This is a genomic window from Desulfallas thermosapovorans DSM 6562 (assembly GCF_008124625.1).
GTDB classification, from domain to species: domain Bacteria; phylum Bacillota; class Desulfotomaculia; order Desulfotomaculales; family Desulfallaceae; genus Sporotomaculum; species Sporotomaculum thermosapovorans.
The window spans coordinates 1-15,389 of record NZ_VNHM01000018.1 but is presented as its reverse complement, the minus strand read 5'-3'; the positions used below and the strand labels follow the sequence as shown (position 1 = coordinate 15,389).

Annotated in this window: 13 protein-coding genes; 9 read left to right on the top strand and 4 right to left on the bottom strand. The window is 50.5% G+C overall.

Features of this window, described 5'->3' with window-relative positions; all coding sequences use genetic code 11:
• Positions 1-32: 32 nt before the first annotated feature.
• From amrS to hepT, 7 genes are all read left to right on the top strand, one after another.
• Positions 33-1,019 carry an AmmeMemoRadiSam system radical SAM enzyme gene (gene amrS / locus LX24_RS12825; protein ID WP_166512593.1) on the top strand — a complete coding sequence of 329 codons (987 nt, stop codon included), beginning with the start codon at positions 33-35 and terminating at the stop codon, positions 1,017-1,019.
• A gap of 56 nt (positions 1,020-1,075) precedes the next feature.
• On the top strand, positions 1,076-1,828 hold the full coding sequence (locus tag LX24_RS12820) for an SIR2 family NAD-dependent protein deacylase (RefSeq protein ID WP_166512545.1): 753 nt from the start codon (positions 1,076-1,078) through the stop codon (positions 1,826-1,828).
• A gap of 284 nt (positions 1,829-2,112) precedes the next feature.
• Entirely contained in the window at positions 2,113-4,404 is a 2,292-nt protein-coding gene (locus tag LX24_RS15045; protein ID WP_243131742.1) for a DEAD/DEAH box helicase, read from the top strand.
• A 2-nt stretch (positions 4,405-4,406) separates the two neighbouring features.
• Positions 4,407-5,957 carry a helicase-related protein gene (locus LX24_RS12810; RefSeq protein ID WP_341473576.1) on the top strand — a complete coding sequence of 517 codons (1,551 nt, stop codon included), beginning with the start codon at positions 4,407-4,409 and terminating at the stop codon, positions 5,955-5,957.
• A gap of 297 nt (positions 5,958-6,254) precedes the next feature.
• Positions 6,255-6,719, top strand: a complete 465-nt coding sequence (locus tag LX24_RS12805) for a DUF441 domain-containing protein (RefSeq protein ID WP_166512544.1) — start codon at positions 6,255-6,257, stop codon at positions 6,717-6,719.
• Between the two features lie 334 nt (positions 6,720-7,053).
• The gene (gene mntA, locus LX24_RS12800) at positions 7,054-7,497 is read left to right on the top strand and encodes a type VII toxin-antitoxin system MntA family adenylyltransferase antitoxin (RefSeq protein ID WP_166512543.1); all 444 of its coding nucleotides are present in this window, start codon (positions 7,054-7,056) and stop codon (positions 7,495-7,497) included.
• A complete protein-coding gene (hepT, locus tag LX24_RS12795) occupies positions 7,487-7,903 on the top strand; it encodes a type VII toxin-antitoxin system HepT family RNase toxin (RefSeq protein ID WP_166512542.1) in 417 nt (138 codons plus the stop codon). Before mntA ends, hepT begins: the two co-directional genes overlap by 11 nt.
• Before the next feature lie 338 nt (positions 7,904-8,241).
• Here the strand turns inward: hepT and LX24_RS12790 are convergent, their stop codons facing one another.
• The gene (locus LX24_RS12790) at positions 8,242-9,129 is read right to left on the bottom strand and encodes a DUF4349 domain-containing protein (protein WP_166512541.1); all 888 of its coding nucleotides are present in this window, start codon (positions 9,127-9,129) and stop codon (positions 8,242-8,244) included.
• A 21-nt stretch (positions 9,130-9,150) separates the two neighbouring features.
• Between LX24_RS12790 and LX24_RS12785 the strand changes: the two genes are divergently transcribed.
• Entirely contained in the window at positions 9,151-9,414 is a 264-nt protein-coding gene (locus LX24_RS12785) for a GyrI-like domain-containing protein (protein ID WP_166512540.1), read from the top strand.
• Between the two features lie 139 nt (positions 9,415-9,553).
• Here the strand turns inward: LX24_RS12785 and LX24_RS12780 are convergent, their stop codons facing one another.
• The 3 genes from LX24_RS12780 to LX24_RS12770 form a co-directional block, all read right to left on the bottom strand.
• Positions 9,554-10,741, bottom strand: coding sequence for an MFS transporter (locus LX24_RS12780; protein ID WP_166512539.1), 1,188 nt, complete (start codon positions 10,739-10,741; stop codon positions 9,554-9,556).
• A gap of 215 nt (positions 10,742-10,956) precedes the next feature.
• A complete protein-coding gene (msrB, locus tag LX24_RS12775) occupies positions 10,957-11,958 on the bottom strand; it encodes a peptide-methionine (R)-S-oxide reductase MsrB (protein ID WP_166512538.1) in 1,002 nt (333 codons plus the stop codon).
• A 91-nt stretch (positions 11,959-12,049) separates the two neighbouring features.
• Positions 12,050-14,662 (bottom strand): calcium-translocating P-type ATPase, PMCA-type, encoded by a 2,613-nt coding sequence (locus tag LX24_RS12770; RefSeq protein ID WP_166512537.1) that lies wholly within the window; start codon positions 14,660-14,662, stop codon positions 12,050-12,052.
• Positions 14,663-15,168: 506 nt separating this feature from the next.
• Here LX24_RS12770 and LX24_RS15380 point away from each other — a divergent pair.
• Positions 15,169-15,389: transposase (locus LX24_RS15380; RefSeq protein WP_479723365.1), on the top strand; the 221-nt coding region annotated here is incomplete at its 3' end.

Sequence of the window (15,389 nt, the reverse complement as noted above, 5' to 3'; positions counted from 1 at the left end):
TGCAAGGAGTTGGTGGGGTGCGGCGCGAGGTCATGTTTTACACCAAAGGCCCCGGGGAGCAGGTTAATTGCAAAGTGTGTCCCCGGCTTTGCAACATTGCCCCGGGTAAACAGGGTTTTTGCCGGGTGCGGCAAAACCAGGGGGGTACCCTGTATGCTGCCAATTACGGCCAGTGTTCCTCCTATGCCCTGGATCCCATTGAGAAGAAGCCGTTATACCATTTTTATCCCGGTCATGTGATATTTTCCCTGGGAACGGTGGGCTGCAATTTACGCTGCGGTTTTTGCCAAAACTGGCAAATAGCCCAGGAAACCCCCGACACCACTTACCTGAGCCCGGAACAAGCGGTACAACTGGCCCTGCGGCAAAAAAAGCACGGTTACCCCTGCGTGGGGCTGGCTTATACCTATTCAGAGCCCTTCATGTGGTATGAATATGTTTACGATACCGCCGGGCTGGCCAGGGAGGCGGGACTTAAAAATGTGCTGGTGACCAATGGTTATGTCAATGAACAGCCGCTGCGGGAGCTGCTTCCTTATATTGATGCGATGAACATTGACGTTAAAGCCTTTACCGATGATTTTTACCGCTCCACCTGCGGGGGCCGGCTGGACCCGGTTTTGCGCACCGTGGAAGTAGCCCGCGGGCACTGCCACCTGGAAATCACCACCCTTTTGGTGACCGGCTTAAACGACAGCCCCGGGGAGATCAGCCGCCTGGTGGACTGGCTGGCGGGACTGGACCCGGATATACCACTGCACTTTTCCCGCTACTTTCCCAATTATAAATTGGATTTGCCCCCCACCCCCGAGGAAACTTTAAGGCAGGCCCGGGATATAGCCCGGCGCAAGCTGCGCTATGTGTACGTGGGTAATGCCCCGCACATGAAATCTTCCAGTACTGTTTGCCCGGGTTGCGGTGAAGTGCTTGTTGACCGGGAAGGTTACCATACCCGGGTGCGGGGGATATCGGGCGGAGTCTGTTCCCGTTGCGGGGAAAAGATCTCCATGGTGATGTGAATTAAATGCACCAAGGGTTGTTTTTTAAAGTTTATTAAGGAAGAAAGGGTGCTTTTATGTCTTTGCAAGAGCAGGTGGCCAGGCTTGCTGATATGCTGCTGGCCAGCAAAAAGACAGTGGCGCTGACCGGGGCCGGTATATCCACTGAAAGCGGTATTCCTGACTTTCGCAGTCCGGGCGGGCTGTGGTCCAGGGTTGATCCCATGTATGCCTTTTCCGCCGACACTTTTAGGTACCGGCCCGCCGCCTTTTACCAGGCCGGACTACCTCACCTGGCCTCCATCAATAATGCCCGGCCCAATAGGGCCCATGAGGTGCTGGCGGCATTGGAAAATGCAGGTATGCTGGCCGGGGTGGTTACTCAAAACGTAGACAGCCTGCACCAGCGGGCCGGTTCAGCCAGGGTATGGGAACTGCACGGGCACCTGCGCTCGGCAACCTGCATGCAGTGCGGGGGGCAAATTGCCTGGGATGGTCTGTTGGAGAAGGTGATGGCCAGCCAAATACCACCCCGGTGCAATGACTGTCAGGGTATTTACAAGCCTGACTGCGTTTTTTTCGGTGATCAACTGACCGGTGATTTTACAGAGGCCCTCAAAGAGGTTTCCACCAGTGAATTATTGCTGGTGATAGGCTCCAGCCTGGAGGTGGAACCCGCCAATTACCTGCCCATGCTGGCCGGTAAACTGGCCATAATTAACCTTGACAACACCATGGCGGATGGCAAAGCCAGTCTGATCATTAACCATTCGGCCGGTAAAACCATGGATCTGTTGTGGAATGAAATTCTTAAAAGGAAGGGCGGCTGATTAACCAGGCAGGTGACTAATTCTTGACGGTGGAACAAATACTGTAGTTTGTTGTCTATTTATTGGATATAATACAACCGGGAACTGTTTACCTTTGTCGCCGGGTTATTATTACAAACATGTGCAAGGCGAAAAGCAAGTGTCAGCGGTACACCCGCATCGTAAAGGGTGTGTATAATTTACACAGTAGCATGGAGTAATATATACCGGGAAAAAATACGTATAATATAAAACAATATATTAAGGGCAAAATAATAAAATTAGCTATCAGGAGAGTTGTTAGATTGGCAAACGCCAGAACAGAAGAACTGAAAAAAATATTACTTGAGCATATACCGGCCGGTGGACAAGTCAGCCTGCCCGATTTATGGAACCGGGCCGGGAGCCACCTTGACGAGATTTCCGGTGCGCTGCAATCCCTGGCTACCCGGGGTGAGGTGACGGTGACCGGGCCCCAGGGCGGCCCTCCGGAACAGGTATTTTTGAGCCGTCCCAACGGTACCGGGGATACCGCCGGGGCACTTGCCGGAAAAGAAAAAAGGATGGCCGCTAAAATAATTTCCTCCAATATGCCCGTGTTGAAGGGAAGGCTTTTGGCCGAAGTTCAGGAGAAGATCAGAGAGCTTTTGGTTGACGGGGTACCCCGCACCCGGGAGCAGCTATCGGAAACTTTGGCGGTGGAACTTCCGGCCAGGCTGCCCGGAAGTATGCCCGATGTAGTTATGCTGCCTGGCCATTTCTATACATTAAGGGATACTGCGGCGGGGCAGGCAGAGCTAACCCGCCGGGCCGAGGAGGCCCGGGCCCACAGCCGGCGCGTGCAGCGGCAGCGCCAGCAGGTGGACGAATTAATTGAGGAGCACGAAACACTGTCGGAGGAAGAAATTAACCGGTCTTTAGGTGAAAAGCTGCTCCCCGAGGCGGTGGCCCATTTGGTTTGCCTGCCGGACGGGCGTTATACCCATCCGGACAGCGACGCGGCCTGGGACGAGGTGGGCAGGTATTTATCCCGCAGTGAACCCATCAGCCGCAAGGAATTTGTTCGAATGTTCAAACGCCACAAGAAACTGGTGGCCCATATTAAAAAGGGGCGGGAAGAGCCCCCCTTTGTGATACTGCCCGACGGGCGCGTCACTGTGGAAACAAGGCCCGAGGGCGCCGGGGAACTGCGCCGCCGGGAAATACTGGCCTATGTGCACTATACATTACAACAAAAAATGGGTGGGCGTTCCTTTTTCACCCTGGAGGATTTTGCTCCCCGGGAGCGTAAACTGGCCCGGCAGGAGGCTTTGCAGGCCGGCTGCGTGGAACTTAAAATAGGCCGGCGGGAGCTATTTTGCGCGCCTATTAAATCAGACCCGGGCAAAATTGCCCGTGAACTAAAGGAAATTACCGGGCTGGACTTGCCGGCCCGGGGCGGCCCGACGGTGCCGGTGGCTTACCTGATAGACAATTCTTACACCGCCCGGGAAGCGGGACGGGTTTTAGGGATACGCCCCGGCGATGTGGGCGGCCTGCGGGAACTGGGACACCTGCAGGGGTTTCAAATGGAGGGGGTGGTGCGTTACTGGCGCGTATCCGTTGATACACTGCGCCGTTCCCCCAACATGGATAGGCTGCTGCGACGGGCAGAGAAGATTAAAACAGGCGACGCCGCCAGAATACTGGCCATCACCCAGGATCAAATCAAACGGTTGATCCGGGAAGGACACCTGCGCAGTGCGGGCCGGTCGGAGCGGGGTGCATACCACTTGCGCCGGGGCGACGTGGAGGATTTACTGGAGCACTTGCCCGATATCCGGGCGGGATGGGGTGAGGCAACAGACCAAAGCCAGGACCGGCCGGTGCGGCGTAAAAAACGGCGCCCCAGGCGGCATAAGGTTGAAAAGGTTACCGAACCCGGGCCGATAGTACTGGATGATTACCAGCAAAAAGCCATTGCCGCCCTGCTGGAGGGTTATTCGGTACTGGTGGCCGCGCCCACCGGCACCGGTAAAACACTGATTGCCGAGCGGCTGGTGGAAAGTATATTGGAACAGGGCCGGGAGGTGGTCTATACTTCCCCCATCAAAGCCCTTTCCAACCAGAAATACCGGGATTTTGCCCGCCAGTACGGTCACTACCGGGTGGGCCTCATAACCGGTGACGTGTCCATCAACGAGCGGGCGCAGCTTTTGGTCATGACCACTGAAATTTTCCGCAACTGGTGTTTTGCCAATCCCGAATGGATGGATAATATATCCCACGTGATATTTGACGAAGTGCATTACCTTGACGATGTGGAGCGGGGTACGGCCTGGGAAGAAAGTATCATTTTTGCACCGCCCCACATGCGCATCTTGGGTTTGTCCGCTACCGTGCCCAATATCCATGAATTGGCCCGGTGGATGGAAGAAGTAAGGGGAGAAAAGGTAGTGGTGGTGGAGGAATACCGGCGGGCCGTGCCTTTGGAAATTAACTGGATTACCCCGGATAACGAGGTGCTGGATGAAGAGGAAGCCCTGGATGAAATTGAGGCGCTGCGCCAGGTGGGCAGCCGGTACTATATGTATGGCAACGGCGGGGAGGGGGATTAAATTTGGCTTTAGTAAATAACGCCATGTGTGTGGGCGTGATCGAATCTATCCAGGACCACCTGCCCGCCCTTTATTTTGTATTCAGCAGGGGACGTACCGAGCTCCTGGCGGAAGAACTGAGCCGGGAGTGGGACTTTTTGCTGCCCGGGGAAAAGAGCCGGGTGAGTGAAATGATGGAAAGGGCGGAGCAGATTACCCCGGGTTTATTCGGGGGACGGCGCAAGCACCTGCGGCGCCTGCTGCTCCAGGGCATTGGTTACCACCACGCGGGCTTATCCCCCGCCTTGAAGGAGCTGGTGGAGAACCTTTACGAAGCCAGGCTGATCTTTGTCCTTTTTTGCACCGAAACCTTCGCTGTGGGCATCAACTTTCCGGCGGCCAGTACGGTTTTTGATTCCACCCGCAAATGGGACGGGCGTAACCACCGGGGGCTGTTGAACCGGGAGTTTTTTCAGATGGCCGGGCGAGCCGGACGGCGCGGTTTTGATAAGGTGGGACATGTCTATATTAATATAGATGAAAAATTTCCCGAACAAACCGGCTTTTTCGATGAAAGCCAGGTGGAGCCCGTGCGGGGCCGGCTGGTCATTTCCCCCAATACTGCCCTCAGCCTGCTGCACTGGAAAACTGACGAGGAAATAGAACGTTACCTGTCCCAAAACCTGGCGGTTTACCAGAACAACCGGGAAATTGCTAGCCTGGCCGGAGAACTGGAAACGGTGGAGGAAAAGATTTATACGTTGCGTAAAAACTTTTGCCAGGATAAAGACGGGCCGTCCTGCCCCATGTTGCGGGAAAAGTTAAAGAAAGAGCTGAACCGGCTGCGCAACCGCAGGCGGCGGCACAAACCCGAAGTGCCGGGGCGGATAGCTGAAATCAAATCCATTCTGGCCCAGCCCGCCAAAGGGTGTTTTCACCATGGCTGCCGGGACGCCCATGATGAAATTACTGCGCTGGTGGAGCGGAAAAAGGAACTGGTCCGGCGTAACCGCCAGCTGAAAAAATATGCCGTGGACTATCACCAGGAATTTCGACGCATGTGTGACCTGCTGGAGAAGCTTGGTTTCATTGAGGGTAAAACTTTGCTGCCCCGGGGATTGTTTGCATTACACGTACATGTACAAGAAATACTGGTCACCGAGCTGGTGTTTTCCGGCATACTGCGGGATGCCGCACCGGCCGAAGCGGCCGCCATTTTAGCCGGGATTGATTACCAGCCCGGCCGGGACGAAGTGGTTTTGCCCGGCGAGTACAATATGGACAATGCAGCGCTGTTAAGAAACAAACTGCTGGACGCCGGTGTGCCCGAACACCTTTGTGTATGGTCGCCGCTGCCCGGTCCGCTGGCCGAAGCCTGGTATAAAGGGGCTACCTTTGAGGAACTGCAGAAACGCTGCAATTTACATGAGGGGGATATTTTTTCCATTATCCGCCGGGAGATCGATGTGCTGCGGCAAGTGGAACGGGCTGCCGGGGAGGATCGCTCCTTCAAACAGGCCGTGCATGATATTCGGAACGTCCTGGACCGGGACGAGGTAGCCGTGCTGATATAGGAAGCACGGGGGCGGTTAGTGTGAAAGTACAGGAATAAATGGAAACTTTCATCTGTTCTCCTGTGCCGGGTGCCGTCATGGTTATTCACTGCTTTCGGGGGAAATTGTTTCGCGCTGCGTAATTGTGCTGCACAGCTAACAATCTTTTGCAGCCGCCCCTCCGGCTTATTATGTATAAGCCCCTTTTTACCAATCTTTACGGCAAAAATCTTGATTGCGGGATCGACGATGGTGTGATATGTGCAACTGTTTATAGCAAACTGCAGTTGTCTGTAGCTAAAATTAGGGGGTAGTACTTTGGCATCATGGGGACAGGCCGGTATTCTGCTGCTGGTTATTATTTTACTGGGCATTGCCGGTCATAATTACGTGGTGGCTGTCGCTGCAGGGGCGCTGCTGGCGCTGCGCCTGCTGCACGGCGAGGCGCTGTTTCCCGTACTGGAAAAACACGCCCTCAACGTGGGTATCGGTGTGATCACCCTGGCCATACTAATTCCCTTTGCCAGCGGTGGGATTGGCTGGCCCGAGATATATAGAACCCTGGCCAGTCCCGCCGGGCTGGTGGCCCTGGTCACGGGCGTTTTTGTGGCCTATTTGGGGGCACGGGGAGTAGGTTACCTGACCGTAGAGCCCCAGGTGATGGTGGGGCTCATGGTTGGTACCATTATTGGGGTGGCCTTTTTCCGGGGAGTGCCCGTCGGCCCCCTCATCGCTGCCGGTATGGTGGCCCTGGTGATGGGACTGCTGGGGCACGGCAAATAGGGAAGCAAGGGATTTATTCTACACTGGCCTGATTTTTCTTTGCGGTTTAATAATCTCTATTTTAAAATATCGTTCCAAACAGCATAAATAATCAATAAATAAAAGAGTTTCGTTGTCATAATCATACTGGCTGACATCCTGTTCAATGCGTAATCCCAACATTAATTTATTGCAATGAATAACTCTTGTTCTTGTCTCAAAGATAACGATAATAAAATCATCCTCTTGACTTGAATGTTGGAAAGGCGTGCATAGCAAATTACCCCGGGTATCTCGGAAGCCGCTGTTCGTTCGAGATTACACAGGGTAATTACATGAAAAGGCAGGTGTTTTTATGCAGTCCGGGGAAAGAAAGAAAATTGATGTTCCTATTGGCAAAGTAGTCAGGGTACTGGAGCAAAGAACCGACATAGCTGCGGTGTATTTATTTGGCTCATACGGCACAGAGTATCAAACCATCCATAGCGATATTGACCTGGGTGTTATCTTTTTGCCGGAAATTAAGGCGGATTTAAGGACGGAACTGGAACTGGAAGTTGCTCTAAGTTTGGCACTGGAAACAGATCGAATTGACGTGGTTAATTTAAACAGGTCGCCCATACAACTACGTTACCGTGCTATTGCGGAGGGTCAATTGATCTACCAGGCGGATTATGTATCGACCAGTAATTTTTTGGAGGATACTTACAAGTACTATTTTGATTATGCATACCACCTGAAAAACTTTCAGCGCGAAAGGTGTAAGGCGCTAAAGGAGGTTTATGTCGATGGTGGATAAGGAAGTTGTCCAGCATAAAATCAGTGTTATCGAGGACAATTTAGCCAAATTGGAAATCCTGGCCCAGCTCTCCCCCGAAGAATTTTTAGACAAGTTCTACTATGTTGAATCCGCAAAGCACCTGATACAGGTATCCATTGAAGCGATGCTGGATATTGCCCACCATGTTATTGCCAGGGAACGTTTCCGAACCCCCAAAACTTATGCCGAAGCCTTATTAATTTTAGTAGAGCAAGGGATTCTACCTCAAAAAAAAGAGCCGGTTTTTTTACAGATGGCCAAGTTTCGAAACCGGGTGGTTCACCTGTATCATGATGTGGACGATAAAGAGGTATACCAGATTCTGATAAGGAACCTGGATGATTTTAGAACATTCGTTGGGGCAGTAGTAAAAACATTTCTATGAAAAGAAGCACGGGGACGGTTCCGGTGCTTTACGTTTTGCTGGCACAAAAACTGTCCCCTGTTCAGGTGAATTTTTACCAACTGGTCTTTTCGGCCGACAAATCTAATACCAGTCAGCTATTTTTTGTAAAGCTAGCTTTCCACCTCAACTTCCGTGTTTTCCAAAACGCGGGCCACTAAGTTATAAAAACCAATGGTCAAGGTCAGTTCCACCAGTTTCCGGTGGCTAAAGGATTTGGCCGGTCCATTAAATGTTTGGCCGGTAGATTTTACGTCAAGGTGACTTCACCGGTGTAATGAGTTGGCAGAATATTAATTCTGTTTTGCACCCCATTGCCATTAGTCTTTTCCATTGTGGCCATTTTTCCTGAACACCCTGATTTTATACAACCGGTAGATTAAGTAGCCACCCACGGCCAAGATTGGTGTATAGGGCAGCAATATAACCAAAAAGACAAACAGATCCTGAACCAGGTTGATCATACCGTTAACGCCGCGCTGCCACCCGGCCTGTATCCGCTGCCCGAAGGGGTCCCTCAAAGTTTCACCGGTGGATAATCCCTGGGGTGAGCGAAGTTCCAGGTTTATGGTGGCTAGATTCACCCGGTTATCCAGCACCTTCAGCCTGGCTTCAAAGGATTCGATCTCACCGCGTATCCGGGCCAGCTCGTTCTCGATTTCCAGCATATCCTTAACCGTGTTAGCCTTGCTCAGTAGTTCCAGGTATCGTTCCTCCTGTTTTTGGAGGTTGTTTTTGCGGGCTTCGACATCATAATACTCTTCAGTGACGTCCTGCCCGGAAATGTTTTTTCTCTCAACTTGCCCCAGGGCTTCCAAACGGGGCAATGTCTCATCCACCTTTTCCACTGGTAAACGTAAAGTAAAATTACCCCGGGGGCGGTCATTGACAAACCAAAAGTCGGCATCTTGAACATAACCGTTAACCTCCTGGAGTATTTGCTCCACTTTCGAGACAGTTTCATTGACATCAGCCACTGCCATCACCAGGTTCACGGTGGTAATAATTTTTTGTGTTGCACCGGCCCGGGCTTCTTCCTCTGCCTTGACCTTTTCCATTTGTTCAGTGGACATATTGGCTGTTTGATTATCATACTGGCCGCTGCCGTCAGTTGCGGTTGGAGCGGACGCGTCATTGGCCGCTCCACCGCAGCCGCCGGCGACGAACAGAAGTAAAATAGCCAGCACTAAAAACAATAACCTGCGCACGATACACCATCCTAACTTTTTATGCCGGGGCAACGCTGGTTACAACCGGGCATGTTTTATATTCAGCCATGTTGGCTGTTAAAATTAAGACGTACCAAGTACCCAAAAGTTCGCCTAAAGGGAAACAAAGATATATTATTTGAGCTTGCATATAACGCCCTTACACAGTGGATAAGTGAAAACGGTTACACCCCTACCCGGTTGGCTTATGAATTTTATCTAAACAGCCCCTGTGATACACCGGAAAGTGAACTTCTAACCAGGATTACCTTTCCGGTTAAATAGGAAGAAAACGGGCAGCCCGGCTAATTAGAGCCAATTTTTGATCAGGAGAAAAAGATAACCCGCCGGTTTACATTGGCGGGTATTTCTCATGTACCAAGTTTATAGGGGGTACTGGAAACCCTACCCCCGTGCTCACTAACTAGACGGCGTTGCGCAACGGCAACGTGCTTACTTTATAACGGAAAAGCACTGCCGAAGCCATTAACAGCACAGCAAATATAATTAGCCCCGCCGAAAAACCCAAATATCTTTCCAGCATCCCGCCCAGCGGCGGCCCGAGCATTAACCCCATGGAAAAACAGGTGTTAAAGACCCCGTATACAAGCCCGGCCCCGCCGCCGGGCCACAAAACCGGGTCGGCCGCAACAATATGATACATTAACGGTTGACTGGGTGTAAGCACCGCTCCCAGGGCTATGCCTAAAAGTGTTATCAGCAGGGTTAATATTACCGGGTTGGGTGCCAGGGCTAAAAATGGCAGGCAAAGGGCGCTGGCCCAAAGACCCCAGTACACAAATGGTTTGTAGCCGTGCCGGTCCGATAAAAAGCCCACCCCGGCGTCACTGAAGGCGTGCACCAAGCCCATCAGGCCGAAAACCATGCCAATTTGTAAACTGCCCAGCCCAAAACGCCCGTGCAGGTAATTGGGTAATAATATTTCCAGCATGCCAAAGCTGCTGCTGGCAATTATAACTACCACACCCAGCCATACCAGGCCAGGGTTATCTCTAACCTGCCAAATAGCAAAATTCTTATCCCGGTTACCCCCGGCCAAATGGCCGAATTTCACAAAACAGAGCATTAAAAGCAACGAAAAACAAAAAGCTGCCAGTGTCATAAACATTTCCCGGTAACCCAGGTAGTGGAACAACATGCCGCCAATGGGAGGGCCAAGAATTGTTCCCAGACCCATGGCCGCCATAATTAAACCTAATTTTTCCCCCTGCTGTTCGGGGTATAACAAAGCTACCATGGCCAGTCCCGCCGTCCACGAAGCAGCCGCCGCGATTCCCTGTATAAGGCGACAACAGAACAATATTTCGGGGCTGTTGGCGAAGCCGTAAAGGGCGGTGGCCAGGGTTAAACCCGCCATGCCGGCTAAAAAAACCTTTCTGTAGCCGTATCTTTCGGCGATTATGCCCAAAGGGATACTGAACACTAAAAGCCCCAGGGAATAGGCAGCAAATATAACCCCCATCATCACCGGGTTTAATTGCAACTGCTGGGTATAAACAGGTATTAGAGGCACTATGGTTCCATATAACAGGGTATCGGTGAAAATCAGCACCATTACAAAGTAGAATATCCTTTGCTTATATCCCAACATAACTTAATTCTCCCTGTTTTTTATTTGTCGTGCTAAAAAAGATACCTGAATTCTTTCTCGGCACGCTTTGAAAGATCCTTCTTTGGGAGCAAGGGGATATATCAGTAAAAAGCAACCGGGCAGTCCGGTTAATTTGGAGGGTAATTTTTAATCAGGAATAAAAGAAAACCCGCCAGTCCGCGCTGGCGGGTTTTCCAATAACCGGGGAATGATGTTTAATCAAAAAGTCGGCGGTATTCTCCATAGCCCTCCTTTTCCAGATCCTCCTTGGGAATAAACCGTAATGAAGCCGAGTTAATGCAGTAACGCAAACCTGTTGGGGCCGGGCCGTCGTCAAACACATGGCCCAAATGGGAGTCCGCCTCTTTGCTTCTAACTTCGGTGCGGAGCATATTATGGCTCTTATCAGTGCGTTTTTTGATGTTTTCCGGGTGGAGCGGTTTGGTGAAACTGGGCCAGCCGCACCCGGAATCAAATTTATCAAGGGAACTGAACAGAGGTTCACCGGAAACGATATCCACGTATATACCCTCTTGCTGATGATCCCAGTATTCATTATTAAAGGGCGGTTCGGTGGCGTTGTTTTGGGTCACTTCATACTGGAGCCTGTTCAACTTTTTCTTAATCAATTCCCGGTCCCTGTCATTTCCCCAGTATTTTTCTATAAATTTGGTGCGCCCGGAGCCCCGGCGGTACATGCCGTAGTGTTCGGGATTTTTTTGGTGGTAGTTTTGGTGGTATTCTTCAGCGGGGTAAAAAGGAGAAGCTTCGATTATTTGCGTGGCAATAGGCTTGTCAAAACGACCACTTTCTTCGATGGCCCTTTTGGACGCTTCAGCTTTTTCTTTTTGGTTTTGGTTATGGTAAAAAAATGCAGTTCTGTAAGATGGCCCGCGGTCCGCAAACTGTCCCCCCGCATCGGTGGGGTCAATCTGCCGCCAGTAAGTGTCAAGTAGTTTTTCATACGGGCATATATCGGGATCAAATGTTATTTGCACCGCTTCATAATGCCCCGTGGTATTGGAGCAGACTTCCTCATAGGTGGGAAACTCTTTGTGCCCACCGGTATAGCCGGACAATACTTTAACCACGCCCGGTAACTGCTGAAAAGGGGCCACCAGGCACCAAAAACAGCCGCCTGCAAAGGTTGCCAGCTCCAAGTGTTTTTCGTTATTTTTCGTATCCACATTAATAACCCCCCGGCATTTATTAATCATATAGATGCGGCTTTTATTGGTGTTTTATGCAGGCTGCCAGAAAAAATTTGCAGGATGGCAAGAAACAAAAAACGTACCGGAGTCATCATTGTTACTTCTTTAGCAGGCCAAATGCCTTGGACATCTCCAATACCACCACCGGAGCCATGGCCAACCCCAGAGCTAAAAGGTACATGTTATTGGATAACTGGGTTAAGCCAAAGGCAGTTGCCACAGCGGGAATAAATACAATAAAGCCTATCAAGGCCACTGAAATGCCCGCAGCCCAATTCAGATACCGGTTGGAAAAAATACCGGTTTTGAACAAAGAGTGGTTGGAGCGCATATTGAAAGAGTGAATAACCTGGGAAAGGGCCAGTACGAGAAATGCCATGGTGCGCCCGGCCACGATATTTCCGGTGCTTTTCCAACCAATCAAAAAGCCGGTCAGGGTTAATGCGGCAAACATGGTGCCCAGCATAACGATGCGTATTCCCAGCCCGTGGGCAAAGATACTCTCGCCTCTGGGTCTGGGTTTGCGGGTCATAACATCCCTTTCCACAGCTTCCATGCCCAGTGCAATGGCGGGCAGGCTGTCGGTAATGAGGTTAATCCATAAAAGCTGTATGGCCAGTAAGGGGGACTCCCGCCAAAAAAGCATAGCGATAAATACCGTCAGTACTTCACCGATGTTGGTTCCCAGCAAAAAACCGACAACTTTTCTAATATTGTCGTAAATGCCGCGACCTTCCCGCACCGCATCCACAATGGAGGCAAAATTGTCATCGGTGAGTATTATGTCCGATGCACCTTTGGCCACATCCGTACCCGTAATCCCCATTGCGCACCCGATATCCGCTGCCTTCAGGGCAGGGGCATCATTTACGCCGTCGCCGGTCATGGAAACAATTTCACCCTGGTGTTGCCAGGCGCGCACGATGCGTATTTTATCCTCCGGTGAAACACGGGCATATACTGCAATATTGCGCACCCGCTCATTAAGTTCCGCTTCGGACATCATGGCCAGTTTCCTGCCGGTAATGGCATCATCCTCATCCAGCAAAATACCCAGGTCTTTGGCAATGGCTGAAGCGGTGGCCACATGGTCACCGGTAATCATCACCGGTTTAATACCTGCCTGGCGGCAAACCGCCACCGCATCCCGCGCTTCGGGGCGGGGCGGGTCGATCATGCCCACCAAACCCATGAAAGTTAGCCCGCTTTCCAGCTCTTCCGTTGTGGGCGTTGGGGGAAGGGTGGCAATTTCTTTATAGGCCACAGCCAGCAAGCGCAAAGCCTGCCGGCTCAATTCCCGGGCGTATTTTCTGCCCGCTTCCAAATTTCCTTTTATACACCTATCCGCCAAGACATCGAAGGCACCCTTGACAATTACAATGTACTTGCCATCAATATGATTGACCGTAGTCATCAACTTGCGGTCGGAATCAAAGGGTAATTCAGCCAGTCTCGGGTACAGGCGATTTAATTCATCCTTGGGCATGCCGTTTTTACGGGCCGCCAGCACGATGGATGTCTCGGTGGGATCTCCAATGTGGTGCTCCCGGCCGTTCTCAAATTCCACTGTGCCGTCACAGCACAGGGCGGCGTATTGAAGGAGTTTTTTAATTGCCGGTGAATTGTCCTCACTGATATCCTCAAGAACGGGTGTCTCCGCATCCAGTGCCTTTACCAGTGTCATTTTGTTTTGTGTCAAGGTGCCGGTTTTGTCGGAGCAAATGACCGTTGCGCTGCCCAGTGTTTCCACCGCGGGCAATGTCTTGATAATAACATTCTTTTTGACCATCCGCTGAACGCCAATGGCCAGTACAACCGTTACAATGGCCGGTAAGCCTTCGGGTATGGCCGAAACCGCCAGTGACACTGCAATCATAAAGATTTCCATGGCGTTCATGCCGTCCATTATTCCAATGACAAAAATGATTGCACAGGCTGCCAGGGCCATAAAACCAAGGTATTTACCCAGCTGGGCCAGTTTGTGCTGAAGGGGTGTTTGGGTGTCGATGGCCGAATCCAGCAGATGGGCAATTTTGCCCATCTCGGTATCTGTGCCCGTTGCGGTGACCACAGCTTTGGCGTGGCCATAGGTAATGCTGCAGCCCGAATAAAGCATGTTTACCCGGTCACCCAACGGGGCGTTTTCCGCCACCACAGCAGCGGCATCCTTTTCAACGGGGACGGATTCTCCTGTCAGGGCGGATTCCTGGGATTGTAAACTGGCGGACAGAATAATTCTAGCGTCAGCGGGAACATAGTCACCGGCTTCCAAACTGATAATGTCACCGGGAACCAGGTGTGCCGCTTCGATAACGGTTTCTTTACCGTCGCGAATTACCCGCGCGTGGGGAGCAGAGAGATTTTGCAAAGCTTCCAGTGCTTTTTCCGCCTTGCTCTCCTGGATCACTCCTATTGTGGCGTTGATAACAACTATCAATAGGATCAAGGCAGGCTCGAAAAAACCTTCGGGTTCTCCCTCGTGGCAGGCAATTGCAAATGAGATTACCGCTGCCAGTATCAAGATGAGAATCATTACGTCCTTAAACTGCTCAAAGAAACGCTGTAAACTGGTTTTATTTTTTTTAGCCTTGAGTTTGTTTACACCGTATTTCGCCAGGCGCTTTGACGCCTCAGCAGAGTCCAAGCCCGTTTCCGGGCGTACTTGTAATTGATCCAGCACTTGGCTGTAATTTAAGCTATGCGGTGCCATGTTAATAGCTCCTTGCCCCCTTTGATATACACGTTGGTTGCATTGCATTTATATCAAGTTTAGATGTGTCAAGTTTTTATTTTTATGGTTTTATTGGTTTTAAATGGTCTAATTGTACAATTTAATTGTGAACTAAACAATGATTATTTAGCATTTTTTCAAAATAATTATTCTTTTAAACTAGCGAAAAAATGATTGAAATTTCACCAAGGTTAATTGTAACTGTAGGGTATAGACAGGTATTAGAGGTACTATGGTTCCATATAACAGGGTACCGGTGAAAATCAGCACCATTACAAAGTAGAATATTCTATTGTTATATCCTACCTTTCATGATTAAATTAATTAAGGGAAGATCTGTGGAACAAACAAATAGTGCGTTTACCGGGACTTGGGAACTTGATGGATAGTACAGGCTAGCAGCCTGTCTGAGTATTAACATAATCAAGGAAAATTAGATACTATTAGCAGGGCAATTGGTACAAGTTGTCGAAATATACAATATTATGATCAAAGGATATAAGCCATACAACCCAAATCAAATATATTTATTTCCGCCCGCGCCACAGGATTGGTTACCCAAGGAACATCTTGTTTATTTTATCAGTGATCTTGTTGACCACTTGGATCTAACGGTTATCCACAAGGTATACGAGAAAGGGATAAAAGGTCAACCACCGTATCATCCTGTTTTAATGACTAAGATTCTGTTTTATGCCTATTGCCG

Coding starts and splice junctions, on each gene's coding strand:
- LX24_RS12820 (WP_166512545.1), top strand. CDS start 1,076: ATGTCTTTGCAAGAGCAGGTGGCCAGGCTTGCTGATATGCTGCTGGCC.
- LX24_RS12785 (WP_166512540.1), top strand. CDS start 9,151: ATGCCGGGGCAACGCTGGTTACAACCGGGCATGTTTTATATTCAGCCA.
- LX24_RS12780 (WP_166512539.1), bottom strand. CDS start 10,741: ATGTTGGGATATAAGCAAAGGATATTCTACTTTGTAATGGTGCTGATT.
- LX24_RS12770 (WP_166512537.1), bottom strand. CDS start 14,662: ATGGCACCGCATAGCTTAAATTACAGCCAAGTGCTGGATCAATTACAA.
- amrS (WP_166512593.1), top strand. CDS start 33: ATGTTTTACACCAAAGGCCCCGGGGAGCAGGTTAATTGCAAAGTGTGT.
- hepT (WP_166512542.1), top strand. CDS start 7,487: ATGGTGGATAAGGAAGTTGTCCAGCATAAAATCAGTGTTATCGAGGAC.
- mntA (WP_166512543.1), top strand. CDS start 7,054: ATGCAGTCCGGGGAAAGAAAGAAAATTGATGTTCCTATTGGCAAAGTA.
- msrB (WP_166512538.1), bottom strand. CDS start 11,958: ATGATTAATAAATGCCGGGGGGTTATTAATGTGGATACGAAAAATAAC.